Genomic DNA, 16671 nt, shown 5'->3' on the forward strand with positions numbered 1-16671 from the left:
ATCAACCATTAAGCCAGTAGTTCGTTTAAGCCAACAGTTCGTTAGCTGTTTTCACCACATTTTCAGTCGTAAAACCAAACATTTTGAACAGTTGATCCGCTGGTGCCGATTCACCGAACGTCGTCATGCCGATGATCTTGCCGCCAAAACCAACGTACTTGTACCAGAAATCCGCAATGCCTGCTTCAATCGCGATACGTTTGGTCACGTCTGCAGGTAATACCGCTTCACGATACGCTGCATCTTGCTTGTCGAAAGCATCGGTCGATGGCATTGAAACCACGCGAACGTGCTTACCTTCAGCGGTTAGCTGCTCTGCCGCTTTCACCGCTAGCTCCACTTCAGAGCCGGTCGCAATCAAGATAAGCTCTGGTTTGCCAGCGCAATCTTTAAGGATATAACCACCTTTGGCGATATCAGCCACTTGCGCTGCCGTGCGAGGCTGCTGAGCGAGGTTTTGACGTGAGAAGATCAGCGCTGATGGCGCCTCTTTACGTTCAATCGCCAGTTTCCAGGCGACTGCAGATTCCACTTGGTCACAGGGACGCCATGTGCTCATATTCGGAGTTAAACGCAGTGAAGCGATTTGCTCAACCGGTTGGTGAGTCGGGCCATCTTCACCCAAACCAATCGAGTCATGAGTATAAACCTGAATGTTTTGGATCTTCATCAGCGCCGCCATACGCATTGCGTTACGAGCGTATTCCATAAACATTAAGAAGGTCGCGCCATAAGGGACAAAGCCACCGTGCAACGCGATACCGTTCATAATAGCCGTCATACCAAATTCGCGTACGCCGTAATGGATGTAGTTGCCAGAGAAATCTTCAGCGGTGAGTGATTTTGAGCCAGACCACATGGTCAAGTTTGATGGCGCTAAGTCTGCGGAGCCGCCCATAAATTCTGGTAATAATTTACCGAACGCTTCAAGGGCATTTTGCGAGGCTTTACGTGACGCAATATTAGCAGGGTTAGCTTGTAATTCAGCAATGATCGCATTGGCTTGCTCTTCCCACTGCGCTGGAAGGTCACCATTAACACGGCGTTTGAACTCAGTCGCTTCTGCTGGGTACTCGGCAGCGTAAGCGGCAAATTTTTCATCCCAAGCCGCTTCTTTAGCTTGGCCCGCTTCTTTGGCGTCCCACTGAGCGTAAATATCAGCCGGAATTTCAAATGGAGCGTATTGCCAACCCAAGAATTCACGCGCCGCTTTAATTTCATCGTGGCCTAATGGCGCGCCATGGCAGTCATGAGAACCCGCTTTATTGGGCGAGCCAAAACCGATGATGGTTTTGGTACAGATCAATGTTGGACGAGGATCGGCTTTGGCGGCTTCAATTGCTGCGTTAATCGCCTCTGCATCGTGACCATCAACCGCTGGGATCACATGCCAGCCATAGGCTTCAAAACGCTTAGGCGTGTCATCAGAGAACCAGCCTTCAACGTGGCCGTCAATCGAGATGCCGTTGTCATCCCAAAACGCGATAAGCTTACCAAGGCCAAGCGTGCCAGCCAGTGAGCAGGCTTCGTGAGAAATGCCTTCCATCAAGCAGCCATCACCCATAAAGACATAAGTAAAGTGATCAACGATGTCGTGACCTGGCTTGTTGAACTGAGCCGCGAGCGCTTTTTCAGCCATCGCCATGCCCACTGCATTAGTAATCCCCTGACCTAGAGGACCAGTCGTGGTTTCAATACCTGGCGCGTAACCGTATTCTGGATGACCTGGGGTTTTGGAATGCAACTGACGAAAGTTTTTCAGATCATCAATCGATAACTCATAACCACTTAGGTGCAGCAGTGAGTAAATCAGCATTGAGCCATGGCCGTTAGACAACACAAAACGGTCGCGGTCAGCCCATTGTGGATTGTGCGGATTATGGTTGAGGTGTGAGCGCCACAGCACTTCAGCGATATCCGCCATGCCCATTGGGGCTCCCGGATGCCCGGAGTTAGCTTGTTGAACACCATCCATGCTTAACGCACGAATCGCGTTAGCCAGTTGTTTACGCGAAGACATATCAGCTCCTAAAAAGCGATGAAATAAAAAGCGATCTCCCAAACCAATCAAAGTTGCAAATCAACGATGGGTGCTCTCGCTCCTACCAGCAACATTATTGCTCTGAATAGAAGGCAAACCAAATCACTGAACCGCCGCCGCTTAAAGTGGGAAGGGTATAGAAAAAGTGCTCAATATTGTCGCAAAGCCCCTTACGCTCTGCAAACCTTTTACTGCCTCTTAGGCTGATTTTTGCAATCGGTTACATGAAATTTCATCGTAATTATAAAAACATCACAAAACCAAGCAAACGTTTGGCCATAAGATAAACTAAAAAAGAGCTTGTAATTTGAGCATTGAAAACTAGAATAGACGTCTAGATGTAGAAACGCCTACATATTGAACAATTTTACCGACGCGTTTATCGAATAACGGGTCGCTACTAATATGAAAATTGGAGCTATCATGGCTAAACATTTGTTTACTTCTGAATCTGTATCAGAAGGTCATCCTGATAAAATTGCCGACCAAATCTCTGACGCGGTTCTTGATGCCATTTTAGAACAAGATCCAAAAGCTCGTGTCGCGTGTGAAACCTATGTCAAAACCGGAATGGTCATGGTTGGCGGTGAAGTAACGACGTCAGCGTGGGTGGATATTGAAGAGCTGACTCGCCAAACGGTACGTGAAATTGGTTATGTTAACTCTGAGATGGGCTTTGATGCCAACTCTTGTGCGGTACTCAATACCATTGGTAAACAGTCGCCAGATATCAACCAAGGCGTTGATAAAGCCGATCCTAAAGATCAAGGCGCAGGTGACCAAGGCATCATGTTTGGTTACGCTTGTAACGAAACCGAAGTGCTGATGCCTGCACCGATTACCTATGCACACCGTTTAATGCAGCGTCAAGCTGAAGTGCGTAAAAATGGTAGCCTAGCTTGGTTGCGCCCTGATGCAAAATCTCAGGTCACTTTCCAATATGACCAAGGTAAGATCGTCGGTATTGATGCTGTGGTACTGTCTACTCAGCATTGTGATTCCGTCTCTACCGCTGATCTGCGTGAAGGCGTGATGGAAGAGATCATCAAGCCTGTTCTACCTGCAGAATGGCTAACCAAAGACACCAAATACTTCATTAACCCAACTGGTCGTTTCGTGATTGGTGGTCCAATGGGTGACTGTGGCTTAACGGGTCGTAAAATTATCGTCGATACCTACGGCGGCGCAGCACGTCATGGTGGTGGTGCTTTCTCTGGTAAAGATCCATCAAAAGTTGACCGTTCAGCCGCTTACGCTGCTCGCTATGTTGCCAAAAACATTGTGGCTGCCGGTCTGGCGGATCGCTGTGAGATTCAACTTTCTTACGCCATTGGGGTCGCTGATCCAACGTCGATCATGGTAGAAACCTTCGGTAGCGAGAAAGTACCACACGATATTATCATTGAAGCGGTTCGTCAGTTCTTCGACTTACGTCCTTACGGTTTGCAAGAAATGCTCAGCTTACTACAGCCGATCTACAAGAAAACCGCCGCTTATGGTCACTTTGGTCGCGAAGAATTCCCTTGGGAAGCGACAGATAAAGCTGCCCTATTGCGTGACTTTGCCGGTTTAAAATAATTATCCATAGCCGAAATGGCTTACTCTCCAACGAGTGGTAAGCCATGATTGGATAAACCTCAGATCCGTCTGAGGTTTTTTATTGGAGGTCCTTTGATCAATTTTGAATTGCATTATCGTGCCCAGCAGCAAATACAACGCTGTATTGAACGGGCCTCAGAATACTTTAATACCCCTTTCTCCCGACCAAACCTCAGCCTAAAACTACGCGGTAAAACCGCAGGTAAAGCCTATTTGCAACGCTGGGAAATTCGCTTAAATCCGATTTTATTGGCTGAAAATCCGCAAGCTTTTATCGATGAAGTGATCCCCCATGAAATTGCTCACCTGATCACTTATCAACGTTATGGACGAGTACGTCCTCACGGTCGTGAATGGCAATCCGTTATGTCACAGGTGTTTAATCTGCCCCCCAGAACCACTCACAGCTTCGATGTTGGCTCTGTCCAGGGTAAAACCTTTGCTTATCGCTGCGCGTGTCAAGTTCACTCATTATCAATTCGTCGTCATAACAAGGTGTTACGTCAACAAAGCAGCTATCATTGCCGCCACTGTCAAACACCTCTGGTCTTTACTGGATAAACCGACTCCTCATTCATCTATCAATAGGCAAGTCATTTTTTGAGTGGTAGACTGCGAAAAATCATACTTATCTCAGTCTTTTGCCATGTTTTATTTACGTTTGCTGTCGATTTTAGGTTTATTTGTTTTTACTACCAGTAGCCTCGCTGCTGCCCCAACTTCTTTTGCTCAAGCCAAACGTATCGCCGTTAAACTTTATCAAGATCATCCGGTTAGCTTCTACTGTGGCTGTGAGATTAGCTGGCAAGGTCAACGAGGTATTCCTGATCTTGAAGGCTGTGGCTATGAAGTTCGCAAACAAGCCACCCGCGCCAATCGAATTGAATGGGAGCACGTGGTGCCTGCTTGGCAGTTTGGTCATCAGTTACAATGTTGGCAAGAAGGCGGGCGCAAACACTGTGCACGCCACGATGAGCAATTTCGTCAAATGGAGGCCGATTTACACAACCTCACTCCCGCGATTGGTGAAGTGAATGGCGATCGCTCTAACTTCAATTTTAGTCAATGGAATGGGATTGATGGCGCGACGTATGGTCGCTGTGAAATGCAAATTAACTTTGCTCAGCGTAAGGCTATGCCGCCGACAAGAGCTCGTGGCGCTATCGCCCGTACCTATTTGTATATGAGTCAGCACTATGGGTTTAAGCTATCTAAGCAACAAGCACAATTAATGCAGGTTTGGGATAATCAATACCCGGCTGATGAATGGGAGTGTGAACGTAACCGACGCATTACCACCATTCAAGGTCACTCTAATCCATTTGTTGATACACAGTGTTCTCGTCGCCACCGTGAATAGAGCCAAGATCGTCATCAACAACAATGACTAAAACTTCAAGCTGAGCGCTTAAACGAATAGGGACAGTGTCATCGCATCTTAAACGGTGACCGTCCCTCAAACGCCGCAGAAAAAGATATTTCCCTTCAACGCGGTGATCAGGTGAGCTATCATCACTAGATTGTGGTTATCAAGACATCGGTCGGGTAACACGGATACTCCATGACTTGAACCCGTCACTTAACGTACCAATATTATCCATACTGTGCGATCTTCAAGTCACCAAAGTATCGCTTTGTCATCAATTATTAGGAACTTGGCATGCGTATTCCTCGAATTTATCATCCCTCCCCTATCCACCAATTGGGCACGCTTGCCCTCAGTGACGACGCCGCCAATCATATCGGTAAAGTTCTGCGTATGCAGCCCGGTCAATCGGTGACGTTGTTTGATGGGAGTGATGCTGAATTTCCTGCGGTGATCAGTGAGATCAGCAAAAAACAGCTGACCGTTGACATTCAGCAACGCATTGAAAAAAGCATTGAATCACCGCTCAATTTACATCTTGGGCAAGTGATTTCTCGTGGTGATAAAATGGAATTCACCATCCAAAAATCGGTCGAGCTTGGCGTGAATACTATTACGCCTTTATTATCAGAGCGTTGTGGGGTAAAACTGGATCCAAAACGCTTTGAAAAAAAACTTCTGCAATGGCAAAAGATAGCGATTGCTGCCTGCGAACAATGTGGCCGAAATCGGATCCCTGTCATCCGCCCAGTGATGGAATTAGAAGCTTGGTGCGCTGAGCCTAGTCAGGCACTTAAACTCAATTTACACCCTCGCGCGTCCTATTCGATCAATACCTTACCTGAGCCGGTAAGCAACGTCCGTTTATTGATAGGTCCAGAAGGTGGCCTATCTGAGCAAGAAATTGCCATGACCGAACAATACCACTTTGCAGAAACGCTGCTCGGTCCTCGCGTATTGCGCACCGAAACCGCAGCACTGACTGCCATTACAGCGCTACAAGTTCGTTTCGGCGATCTTGGCTAACTCGGAGAAATTCAATGATTAAACTTGGCATCGTGATGGATCCCATTTCATCAATTAATATTAAAAAAGATTCCAGCTTTGCCATGATGCTTGAAGCACAGCGTCGTGGTTATCAAATTCATTACATGGAAATGGCTGATCTGCACTTAGAACAAGGTGTGGCTATGGCGGATACCAAAGTGGTCAGCGTCAAAGAAGATCCCGCGGCTTGGTATCAATTTCAGTCTGAGCAAACCATTCGTCTCGCGGATCTTGATGCCGTATTGATGCGTAAAGATCCCCCTTTTGATACCGAGTATATTTACGCAACGTATATTCTGGAAAGAGCGGAAGAAGAAGGCACACTGATCGTCAATAAACCGCAAAGCCTGCGTGATTGTAATGAAAAATTATTTACCGCTTGGTTTCCAGAATTAACGCCTACCACACTGGTGACTCGTAAAGCGGAAAAAATTAAAGCCTTTCGTGAGCAACACGGCGATGTGATCTTAAAACCGCTCGATGGTATGGGTGGCTCATCGATTTTTCGCATCAAACAAGGCGATCCTAACGTATCGGTGATCATCGAAACGCTGACCAACCACGGACAAACCTACTGCATGGCACAAACCTTTGTCCCCGATATCAGTAACGGTGACAAACGGATCCTAGTTGTCGATGGTGAGCCAATGCCATATTGCTTAGCACGTATTCCTGCTCAAGGTGAGACCCGTGGTAACTTAGCGGCTGGAGGAAGGGGAGAAGCTCGACCACTGAGTGAAACCGATAAAGCGATTGCGTTAGCTGTGGCTCCAACATTAAAAGAAAAAGGCTTGATCTTTGTCGGTCTTGATGTGATTGGTGATAAACTCACCGAAATCAATGTCACTAGCCCAACCTGTATTCGTGAAATCGAAGCCGCTTTTGATATCTCGATTACCGGCAAGCTGATGGATGCGATTGAACGTCGTATTAAGGCCTTATCTATGTAGGAGCTTAACGCTCCTCAATACCAAAGGATTGAAGATTAGATGAATCTGACTAATCATTTTCTCGTTGCCATGCCCAGTATGCAAGATCCTTACTTCAAACGCAGCGTGATCTACGTCTGCGAACATAATGAAGAGGGTGCAATGGGGCTAATGATCAATGCTCCGATCGATATTACGGTCAGTGGGATGCTAAAACAGGTCGAGATCGAGCCCGCTTACCCACACTCTCGAGAGCAAAGCCTAAAGAAACCGGTCTTTAACGGTGGGCCGATTTCCGAAGATCGTGGATTTGTTCTGCATCGAATGAAAGATCATTATGAGTCGACCATGAAGATGACCGACGATATTGCGGTAACCACTTCGAAAGATATCCTCTGTGTACTCGGTACTGAGGCGGAACCGAATGGTTATATTGTCGCATTAGGTTATTCTGGTTGGTCTCCAGGCCAATTAGAACAAGAGTTAACCGAAAACTCTTGGCTAACCATTGAAGCGGATGCCGATTTAATCTTTGATACGCCAGTCCATGAAAAATGGCAAAAAGCGATTCAAAAATTAGGCATTAATCCCGCCCAACTGGCTCCTCAATCAGGCCATGCCTAACTTAACCTTTAAGGCGCATTAACCATCGAGTTAATGCGCCACAGCAATGAGACGTCTATTATGTCGCGTACCATTATGGCCTTTGATTTCGGCACTAAAAGTATCGGTAGTGCTATCGGTCAAGAAATTACCGGAACGGCCTCGCCATTAAAAGCCTTTAAAGCCAATGATGGCATCCCCAATTGGGATGAGATAGAAAAACAGATCAAAGAGTGGCAACCCAATCTATTAGTGGTTGGCTTACCCACTGACTTACATGGCAAAGATTTAGATACCATCACCCCACGGGCGAAAAAATTTGCTAACCGCTTACATGGACGCTTCGGCTTACCCGTTGAGCTGCACGATGAACGCCTATCGACCGCAGAGGCACGCTCCGAGCTGTTTGCCCACGGCGGCTACAAGGCACTCAGTAAAGGCAATATAGACTGCCAATCAGCGGTCGTGATCTTAGAAAGCTGGTTTGAAAGACAATGGGCAAACTAGTCTCACTCCATATCAATCTTAATATTATCCAACGCACCAGAAGAGTAGCCCTCTCCCCGCTGGGTTTTGAGCATAAGGCGTAAATCATTGGCTGAGTCGGCGCTGTGCAGCGCATCTTGCTCAGTGATTTTATCGTCAATCACCAATTGATACAGCGCTTGATCGAAGGTTTGCATTCCCACTTCTTTCGATTTAGCCATGGTTGCTTTTAATTCGTGCAAATCGCCACGGCGGATCAAATCCGCCATTCTTGGACTATTGAGCAAAATCTCAAACACGCCATGACGTCCTTTACCTTGTTTATCACGCAGCAGTTGCTGACCAATCACTCCTTTTAAGTTCATCGATAAATCAAACAGAAACTGTTCTTTTTTCTCTTTCGGCATCAAATGTAAAATACGCTCTAAGGCTTGGTTGGCATTGTTGGCGTGTAAGGTTGCCATACATAAATGCCCAGTTTCGGCAAAGGTCATCGCGTATTCCATGGTTTCACGACTGCGTATTTCACCAATCAAAATCATGTCCGGCGCTTGGCGAAGTGAATTTTTCAATGCCACTTCATAGCTCTCAGTATCTAAGCCGACTTCACGCTGAGTCACAATACAGCCTTGATGAGGATGAACAAATTCAATCGGATCCTCGACAGTAAGAATGTGCCCGCGGGTTTTCAAATTACGATAACCGGTCATCGCCGCCATGGTGGTTGATTTTCCCGAGCCTGTCGCACCTACCACTAACACTAAACCCCGCTTGGTTAGCGCGAGATCTTTAAGCACCTCCGGCAACTGCAAGTCATCAAAACTAGGAATTTGCGTTTCGATCCGGCGAATAACGGCACCCGGTAGCTCACGCTGAAAAAAGGCACTGACTCGGAAACGGCCAAAATCACGCACAATCGCAAAATTGGCCTCACGCGTTTGGTTAAACTCCGTTTGTCGGTCGCTATCCATCATCCGCAATAACAACTCTTTGACCTGAGCTTCACTTAACGCTTCCCCCTGAGGTTGGAGATCGCCATTAACGCGATACAAAATTGGAGCCGCGACAGTGATGTAGAGATCGGACGCCCCTTGGGTGAGCATCTCTTGTAATATTTGATCCAATTGCATGATGCGTTCCTTAGAATGATGAGCTGTCTAAACCGAGTTTTTGATGGACCTCTGGTAAATCCACAACCCCTTGAGCGACCAACTGCTTAGCATGCTGCTCCATAGTTTGCATCCCATGCGCAGCGCCCGTTTGGATGATCGAATACATCTGTGCGACTTTATCTTCTCGGATCAAGTTACGAATCGCGGGAGTCGCTAACATAATTTCGTGACACGCCACGCGCCCCCCTCCGACTCGCTTAAACAGTTTTTGCGCAATCACCGCACGCAGCGATTCCGATAACATCGAACGCACCATGTCTTTATCGCTGCCCGGGAATACATCGATAATCCGATCAATGGTTTTTGCGGCAGAACTAGTGTGTAGCGTACCAAACACTAAATGTCCGGTTTCAGCGGCGGTTAACGCTAAACTGATTGTCTCTTGATCACGCAGCTCACCGACTAAGATCACATCAGGGTCTTCTCGCAGCGCCGAACGTAACGCATTTTTAAAACTATGGGTATCACGATGAACTTCACGCTGGTTAATCAAACACTTATTATTGCTATGCACAAATTCTATCGGATCTTCAATGGTCAAAATGTGTTTATTATGATGAGTATTGATATAATCAACCATTGCCGCTAACGTTGTCGATTTACCGGATCCAGTAGGGCCAGTAACAAGGACTAACCCTTTCTCATAATTGGATATTTTTCGAAAGATCTCCGGAGCATTCAACTGATCCAACGTTGGGATCACTGTAGGAATCGTTCGAAATACGGCGGAGCTGCCGCGCGACTGATGAAAGGCATTAACCCGAAAACGTCCCACATTCGGTAGCTCAAAGGAAAAATCGACTTCGAGGCGCTCTTCATATTCACTGCGCTGGGCATCATTCATGATGGCAAAGATTAATCGATGCACGTCAGCATGACTAAAAGCAGGCACTCCCAGCTTACGGACTTCACCATCAATCCGGACCATGGGCGGAACACCTGCAGAAAGATGTAGATCTGACGCATTATGCTTTACACTAAAATCCAGTAACTCTGAGATATCCATTTATTTTTCCTTAATAAAGTCGAGCCATGAGTAGTATTCAACAAAACATTGAACAGATCACCTCACAGATTAAGAGCGCACAACAAAAGTGTGGTCGCTCTCCAAGCTCTGTGCAACTTTTAGCGGTCAGTAAAACCAAACCTGTCGAGGCAATTCTCGAAGCAGCCCTTGCTGGGCAACTTGCTTTTGGAGAAAACTATGTTCAAGAAGGGGTGAATAAAATTCGCTATTTTGCTGAGCATCATCCACAACTCGATTTAGAATGGCATTTTATTGGCCCATTGCAATCCAATAAAACTCGTCTTATTGCCGAACATTTTGACTGGATGCACACCGTGGATAGAGCAAAAATCGCTCAGCGACTGAGTGAGCAACGTCCGGCTCACAAAGCACCGTTACAGGTCTTAATTCAGGTAAACACCAGTGGTGAAACCTCAAAATCCGGTATTAGTGAGCAAGCGTTGTTTCCCTTAGCAGAGTTGATTTCTGAACTACCGAACCTCACATTAAGAGGGTTGATGTCCATTCCGGAGAACGTCGCTGATTATGCTGAGCAATTGGTTGCTTTTCAGCGCTTAGCTGACCTGCAAGCACGCTTAAGGGAACGCTATCCAGCACTGGATACTCTATCAATGGGGATGAGTGGTGATATGCAAGCGGCCATCGAAGCCGGAAGTACGATGGTACGCATTGGAACGGCGATTTTTGGCCAGCGCGATTATCCAACCTCAACGAAACCATGATCCTTGCTCAAAGCAGGTTTACTTTTCGTCGAACAATGACCCGCTACCACCAGAGTAGCCAACTGTAGGATAGAACATCATTATGGAACAAAGAACGATTGCTTTTATTGGCGCAGGAAATATGGCTCATGCGATCATCGCTGGCCTGATTGCCAGTGGTTATCCAGCGCAGCGGATCATTGCCAGTGCGCCGTCCCAAGCCAACTTAGCCTCGTTACATACTCAGTATGCGATTAAAACCACCAGCGATAATCTCGCCGCCGCTCAGCAAGCGGATGTCGTGGTGCTGGCGGTAAAACCTCAATTAATGGCTGAAGTATGTCAACCAATGCAAGCTATTGATTGGTCAAATAAATTAGTTATTTCTATCGCCGCGGGGATTTCGGTAGCGCGCTTGCAACAATTGCTCAATACTCAACCTGCGTTAGTACGGGTGATGCCAAACACCCCCTCATTGGTTAATCAAGGCATGGCAGGGTTATTTGCCGCACCAGAGGCAAGTGAAAGTGACAAAAACTTCACTGAGCAGTTGATGAGTTCGGTGGGAAAAACTTGCTGGGTGAGTGAAGAATCAGCAATCAATAGTGTCATCGCCGCCGCAGGTAGCGCACCGGCCTACTTTTTCTTGTTTATGGAAGCCATGCAAGCCGAGGCAATCGCTCAGGGATTTGATAAGCAAACCGCACGCTTATTGGTGGAGCAGTCGGCGTTAGGCGCAGCGCAGATGGTTGCAGCAAACCCGCAGCTAGAGCTAGCAACCTTACGTGAGCAAGTGACGTCCAAAGGAGGCACGACAGCACAAGCTATCGCAACCTTTGAGCAGCATCAGCTATCGGATATCGTTGCTAAGGCCATGCGTGCCGCAGTCCATCGTGCGCAAGAGATGGAAAAACTATTTTAAATAGACCGCCATTTCAGTACTCTATTCATTAATTTATCATAAGGGCTTTCTCATGAATGCTATGAGCTTTTTAATCTCCACCTTGTTTGATATCTATATCATGGTGGTTATTCTGCGTGTTTGGCTACAAGCCGCTCGCGCCGATTTTTATAATCCGTTTTCACAATTTATTGTCAAAACCACTCAACCCGTGGTTGCGCCATTACGTCGAATGATCCCCTCGGTGGGTAATCTGGACCTTGCCACCATCCTCTTTGCTTATGTGTTATCGGTGCTCAAATTCGTCGTCCTGATCCTGATAGTCTCTAAAGGTGCGATGGTCTTCAGTCTCGATTTCTTATGGTTTGGATTATTGTCTTTAGTCAAAGCAGCCGGTGGATTACTGTTTTGGATCTTACTGATCCGGGCAATTTTGAGCTGGGTCAGCCAAGGACGTAGCCCAATAGAGTTTGTTTTCCATCAATTAACCGAACCTATGCTAAGCCCTATTCGCCGGATCATCCCAGCGATGGGTGGTTTCGATTTAAGCATTTTAGTGCTGTTTATTATTCTACAATTCGCTAACTTTTTAATGGGTGATTTCATTGGCCCCATTTGGTATCAGTTGTAATGTCAATCGCTTGGCTTGATGGGCAAGATCTTTGCCTGCGGATTTATGTCCAACCTAAAGCCAGCCGCGATAGTTTAGTGGGGCAGCACGGTGATGAGCTCAAAATAGCCATCACTGCGCCACCTGTTGATGGAAAAGCGAATGCCCATTTAAGCCGCTATCTTGCCAAACTGTGTAAAGTATCGAAAAGCGCGGTTGAAATAGAAAAAGGCCAGCTAGGGCGGCATAAACAAGTACGCATCCTCTCACCTACGGTGATCCCTGCCGAAATTCAAGCTCTGTTCCCCACTTAATGTGGGGAATTTTTTTCTCCGAACTGTTGTACAATAACCGTTAGCGATGACGACAAGTCTCATCGAGCTCCCTATTCAGACGTGAGAGATTTATGAATAAGATTGTTTTAGCCACTGGTAACCGAGGAAAAGTCGCGGAAATGGCCGATTTATTAGCCGATTTCGGTTTTGAGGTTATCGCACAAAGTGAATTAAATGTGCCAGATGCTGATGAAACAGGCTTAACCTTTATTGAAAATGCCATCATCAAAGCACGTCATGCCGCTGCCCTTACTGGTCTACCAGCGATTGCCGATGATTCTGGACTCGAGGTTGACTATCTTGATGGCGCACCGGGCATTTATTCTGCGCGCTATGCCGGAGCCAATGCTTCAGATAACGATAACCTGCAAAAGTTATTAACCCGCTTAGAAGGTGTGCCGAGTGAACAGAGAACCGCTCGCTTTCACTGTGTTTTAGTCTATCTGCGTCATGCTAACGACCCAACACCTCTGGTTTGTCATGGTCAGTGGCAAGGTGAAATCTTAACTGAGCCTCGTGGTGAGCATGGCTTTGGTTACGATCCCATTTTCTGGGTTCCCGAAGAAAACTGCGCTTCTGCCCAGTTACCTGCCGCCCGTAAAAAGCAGCTCTCTCATCGCGCTAAAGCTCTACAATTACTGTTCCAAGCCTTAAAAGAGCAACGCGCCTCATGCTAACACCGCCCAAGTTGAGCTTGTACGCCCATATCCCGTGGTGCGTACAAAAATGCCCTTATTGCGATTTTAACTCTCACGCCTTAAAAGAAGAGATCCCTGAAACGCAATATATCGCTGCACTACTGGAAGATCTGGATCGTGATATTGAGCGCTATCAGCTTGCTAACGATCCAAGGCGATTGCATTCGATCTTTATCGGCGGGGGGACGCCGAGCTTAATTTCACCACAAGGCATCCAAGATTTGATTGACGGCATTGCCGCGCGCATTCCGTTTCAACCTGAGATTGAGATCACCATGGAAGCCAACCCTGGTACGATTGAAGCTGAGCGTTTCGCGGCTTATCGCCTCGCAGGCGTCACTCGAATCTCGATTGGCGTACAAAGCTTTGCCACCGAGAAGTTAGCCCACTTAGGTCGTATTCATGGCCAACAAGAGGCAGTACGTGCGGCAAAACTGGCGCATGCCATTGGTTTAAAAAGCTTTAATTTGGATTTAATGCACGGCCTGCCCGATCAAAGCCTAGCGCAAGCCTTGGATGATTTAGACCAAGCGATAGCGTTAAATCCTCCTCACCTGTCTTGGTATCAATTAACCATTGAACCTAATACGCTGTTTTATTCTAAGCCCCCCACTCTGCCCGATGATGATGCACTGTGGGATATTTTTGAACTTGGCCATCAAAAACTCACTGAGGCAGGTTATGTACAATATGAAATCTCTGGCTACAGTAAGCCTGGTTATCAATGCCAACATAACCTCAATTACTGGCGATTTGGTGACTATCTGGGCATTGGCTGTGGAGCGCACGGTAAATTGAGCTTTGCTGATGGCCGAATTATTCGCACCACTAAAGTGAAACATCCACGTGGTTACTTAGCGGCTTATCAAAATATGGTGAAGCCTTATTTGAGTGATGAACAGCTCGTTGCCGCCGGCGATCGCCCTTTTGAATTTTTCATGAACCGATTTCGTCTGCTCGAAGCGTGTCCAAAACAAGATTTCACCACCACCACAGGGCTAGCGTTAAGTGTAATTGAGCCAACCATCCAATGGGCGTGTGAGATGAATTACTTAACCCAAGATGCGACTTCGTGGCAGATCACTGAACATGGTAAGTTATTTTTGAATGATTTACTGGCGGCATTTATGGCTGAAGAGTAACTCAACAACAACTCGCTACTGACAATCGAATGATTGCCAGTAGCCATTTTAATCAGCTAGAAAATTGAGCGGCCAATGCGCTCGGACAACAGCTCCAGCGCTTTAGTGCCCGCTAACGAATTACCTGATGGATCAAGCTCAGGAGACCAAACCGCAATGGTCATTTCACCGGGCACAATAGCGATGATGCCACCACCGACCCCCGATTTACCCGGCATGCCCACTCGATAAGCAAATTCACCCGCACCATCATAAAGACCACAGGTAGCTAATAACGCATTGATTTGCTTACTTTGCGTCACACTAACCACGCGCTGCCCCGTGTGTACCGAGACCCCTTTGTTGGCCAAATAGCTGAATGTTTTCGCTAATTCAACACAGCTCATTTTTAGTGCACAAGCGTGAAAATAGTTATTTAAGACCGGAATCACTTCGTTTTCAAAATTACCAAACGAGCGCATTAAATAAGCAATCGAAGCATTACGATCACTGTGCATCATTTCCGACGCTGCCACCACTTTGTCATAGATGATCTGCTCTTCACCACTTAACTGACGCACAAATTCCAGCAAACGCTGGCGAGGGGCGGATAAGCGGCTATAAAGCATATCCGCGATCACAATCGCTCCGGCATTAATAAATGGATTACGCGGGATGCCCTGCTCCATTTCCAGCTGAATCAATGAATTAAAAGCTTGTCCAGAAGGCTCTTTGCCAACCCGCTGCCACAGCTCCTCTGGCTGATATAAACCCATCGCCAAGGTTAAACTTAACGCTTTGGAAATCGATTGGATGGAAAATCCCTCCTGCGCATCACCAGCAGCAAAGATCTCGCCTTGGTTAGTGTAAACCGCGATACCGAGTTTATCGCTCGCCACTTGGGCCAGAGCGGGAATGTAGTTAGCCACTTTGCCTTGTCCAATCAATGGACGAACTTCATCGAGAATGGTCGCTAAAATAGCGGAGCTTGGTTTCATAGTCTGAGTTTACTTTTATTATTATTGCCGCTGAAAACAATGGAACGGCCAAATGAGTTACCGTCTCATCGCCCAACAGATTTTTAATGTAGGGAGAGTCAAAAAAGCCAACACGATAAACCATGTTGGCTAAGTTCTAAGCAGTATCTTGCCGAGCTTGATACTTGTCCAGCATAAACTGGTAGGACAGGTTAACTCACTCGTTGGAATTTAATATCCCATACGCCATGGCCTAGGCGATGGCCGCGCTGTTCAAACTTGGTTAACGGACGCTCTTCTGGACGTGGAATATAATCCCCTTCCAGGGCGAGATTACGATAACCAGGTGCTTGATTCATCACTTCAATCATATGCTCAGCGTAATTTTCCCAGTCCGTTGCCATATGAAATACCCCTTCGCCAACGATCAGTTTTTGTCGCACCATTTCTGCAAACTCTAACTGCACAATACGGCGCTTATGGTGACGTTTTTTATGCCAAGGATCAGGAAAAAACAGTTGTAGCGTCGCCAAGCTATTATCAGGGATCATGTTAGCAAAAACTTCAACCGCATCGTGGCACATCACTCGTAAGTTAGTCACACCAGCATCGCGGGCGGAAGCCAAACAAGCACCAACACCAGGGCTATGCACTTCAATACCAATGAAATTTTTATGTGGGGCATTTTTTGCCATTTCAACCAATGAGGCTCCCATGCCAAACCCAATTTCTAACACCACTGGATTTTGGTTACCAAACACCTGAGCCCAATCCAGTAACTCGGTTTGATAATCAATCCCCATGGTTGGCCAGCAGGCTTTCATCGCCGCTTCTTGACCTTTGGTTAGTCGACCTTCACGACGCACAAAACTACGGATTCTACGTAGCACTTTGCCATCTTCTGTCAATTGATTGGTGGTAACTTCACTCATTGCGATTGCCTGTCTATTTTTTCGTCTTCACTCAAAGGGAGTGTGATTATCCAAAGAATTGCTTGCCATGCAAGTGTTATTATAGTCCAGCGCTTCACTAGAACGATCACCTGAAACCTTAAAGAT

Annotated in this window: 18 protein-coding genes; 13 read left to right on the forward strand and 5 right to left on the reverse strand. The window is 46.7% G+C overall.

Annotation, left to right across the window (positions count from 1 at the left end):
* Positions 1 to 25: 25 nt before the first annotated feature.
* Positions 26 to 2020, reverse strand: a complete 1995-nt coding sequence (gene tkt, locus FKN93_RS06880) for a transketolase (RefSeq protein WP_170904734.1) — start codon at positions 2018 to 2020, stop codon at positions 26 to 28.
* 444 nt (positions 2021 to 2464) lie between these two features.
* Between tkt and metK the strand changes: the two genes are divergently transcribed.
* From metK to ruvX, 7 genes are all read left to right on the forward strand, one after another.
* Complete coding sequence (metK, locus tag FKN93_RS06885; RefSeq protein WP_154169230.1) at positions 2465 to 3619, forward strand: methionine adenosyltransferase; 1155 nt, start codon at positions 2465 to 2467, stop codon at positions 3617 to 3619.
* Between the two features lie 93 nt (positions 3620 to 3712).
* Positions 3713 to 4201 (forward strand): SprT family zinc-dependent metalloprotease, encoded by a 489-nt coding sequence (locus FKN93_RS06890; RefSeq protein WP_158137784.1) that lies wholly within the window; start codon positions 3713 to 3715, stop codon positions 4199 to 4201.
* 85 nt (positions 4202 to 4286) lie between these two features.
* On the forward strand, positions 4287 to 5000 hold the full coding sequence (locus FKN93_RS06895; protein ID WP_161439132.1) for an endonuclease: 714 nt from the start codon (positions 4287 to 4289) through the stop codon (positions 4998 to 5000).
* Between the two features lie 300 nt (positions 5001 to 5300).
* On the forward strand, positions 5301 to 6032 hold the full coding sequence (rsmE, locus tag FKN93_RS06900) for a 16S rRNA (uracil(1498)-N(3))-methyltransferase (protein WP_154169232.1): 732 nt from the start codon (positions 5301 to 5303) through the stop codon (positions 6030 to 6032).
* Positions 6033 to 6046: 14 nt separating this feature from the next.
* The gene (gshB, locus tag FKN93_RS06905) at positions 6047 to 7003 is read left to right on the forward strand and encodes a glutathione synthase (protein WP_158137782.1); all 957 of its coding nucleotides are present in this window, start codon (positions 6047 to 6049) and stop codon (positions 7001 to 7003) included.
* A gap of 39 nt (positions 7004 to 7042) precedes the next feature.
* Positions 7043 to 7606: a YqgE/AlgH family protein gene (locus tag FKN93_RS06910; protein WP_040904706.1), complete on the forward strand. Its 564-nt coding sequence runs from the start codon at positions 7043 to 7045 to the stop codon at positions 7604 to 7606.
* 60 nt (positions 7607 to 7666) lie between these two features.
* Positions 7667 to 8092 (forward strand): Holliday junction resolvase RuvX, encoded by a 426-nt coding sequence (gene ruvX / locus FKN93_RS06915; protein WP_004396054.1) that lies wholly within the window; start codon positions 7667 to 7669, stop codon positions 8090 to 8092.
* A gap of 2 nt (positions 8093 to 8094) precedes the next feature.
* Here ruvX and FKN93_RS06920 read toward each other — a convergent pair whose 3' ends face one another.
* Both FKN93_RS06920 and FKN93_RS06925 read right to left on the reverse strand, forming a co-directional pair.
* Complete coding sequence (locus tag FKN93_RS06920; protein ID WP_158144300.1) at positions 8095 to 9201, reverse strand: PilT/PilU family type 4a pilus ATPase; 1107 nt, start codon at positions 9199 to 9201, stop codon at positions 8095 to 8097.
* Between the two features lie 10 nt (positions 9202 to 9211).
* Positions 9212 to 10249, reverse strand: a complete 1038-nt coding sequence (locus FKN93_RS06925; protein ID WP_170904735.1) for a type IV pilus twitching motility protein PilT — start codon at positions 10247 to 10249, stop codon at positions 9212 to 9214.
* Positions 10250 to 10275: 26 nt separating this feature from the next.
* On the opposite strand from FKN93_RS06925, the gene FKN93_RS06930 reads away from it, so the two are divergent.
* From FKN93_RS06930 to hemW, 6 genes are all read left to right on the forward strand, one after another.
* On the forward strand, positions 10276 to 10992 hold the full coding sequence (locus FKN93_RS06930; protein WP_154169238.1) for a YggS family pyridoxal phosphate-dependent enzyme: 717 nt from the start codon (positions 10276 to 10278) through the stop codon (positions 10990 to 10992).
* Positions 10993 to 11074: 82 nt separating this feature from the next.
* Entirely contained in the window at positions 11075 to 11893 is an 819-nt protein-coding gene (gene proC, locus FKN93_RS06935; protein ID WP_004396058.1) for a pyrroline-5-carboxylate reductase, read from the forward strand.
* 52 nt (positions 11894 to 11945) lie between these two features.
* Positions 11946 to 12503 carry a YggT family protein gene (locus tag FKN93_RS06940; protein ID WP_170904736.1) on the forward strand — a complete coding sequence of 186 codons (558 nt, stop codon included), beginning with the start codon at positions 11946 to 11948 and terminating at the stop codon, positions 12501 to 12503.
* On the forward strand, positions 12503 to 12796 hold the full coding sequence (yggU, locus tag FKN93_RS06945; protein ID WP_004396060.1) for a DUF167 family protein YggU: 294 nt from the start codon (positions 12503 to 12505) through the stop codon (positions 12794 to 12796). The genes FKN93_RS06940 and yggU overlap by 1 nt, the downstream gene beginning before the upstream one ends.
* 92 nt (positions 12797 to 12888) lie before the next feature.
* Positions 12889 to 13494, forward strand: a complete 606-nt coding sequence (locus FKN93_RS06950) for an XTP/dITP diphosphatase (protein WP_158137781.1) — start codon at positions 12889 to 12891, stop codon at positions 13492 to 13494.
* The gene (gene hemW, locus FKN93_RS06955; RefSeq protein ID WP_170904737.1) at positions 13488 to 14657 is read left to right on the forward strand and encodes a radical SAM family heme chaperone HemW; all 1170 of its coding nucleotides are present in this window, start codon (positions 13488 to 13490) and stop codon (positions 14655 to 14657) included. The genes FKN93_RS06950 and hemW overlap by 7 nt, the downstream gene beginning before the upstream one ends.
* A 56-nt stretch (positions 14658 to 14713) precedes the next feature.
* Here hemW and glsB read toward each other — a convergent pair whose 3' ends face one another.
* Positions 14714 to 15634 carry a glutaminase B gene (gene glsB, locus FKN93_RS06960; RefSeq protein ID WP_154169242.1) on the reverse strand — a complete coding sequence of 307 codons (921 nt, stop codon included), beginning with the start codon at positions 15632 to 15634 and terminating at the stop codon, positions 14714 to 14716.
* A gap of 191 nt (positions 15635 to 15825) precedes the next feature.
* Positions 15826 to 16545 (reverse strand): tRNA (guanosine(46)-N7)-methyltransferase TrmB, encoded by a 720-nt coding sequence (trmB, locus tag FKN93_RS06965; protein WP_154169244.1) that lies wholly within the window; start codon positions 16543 to 16545, stop codon positions 15826 to 15828.
* Between the last annotated feature and the right edge of the window lie 126 nt (positions 16546 to 16671).

The sequence above is a fragment of the Vibrio sp. A8-1 genome (assembly GCF_013048685.1).
GTDB lineage: Bacteria > Pseudomonadota > Gammaproteobacteria > Enterobacterales > Vibrionaceae > Vibrio > Vibrio metschnikovii.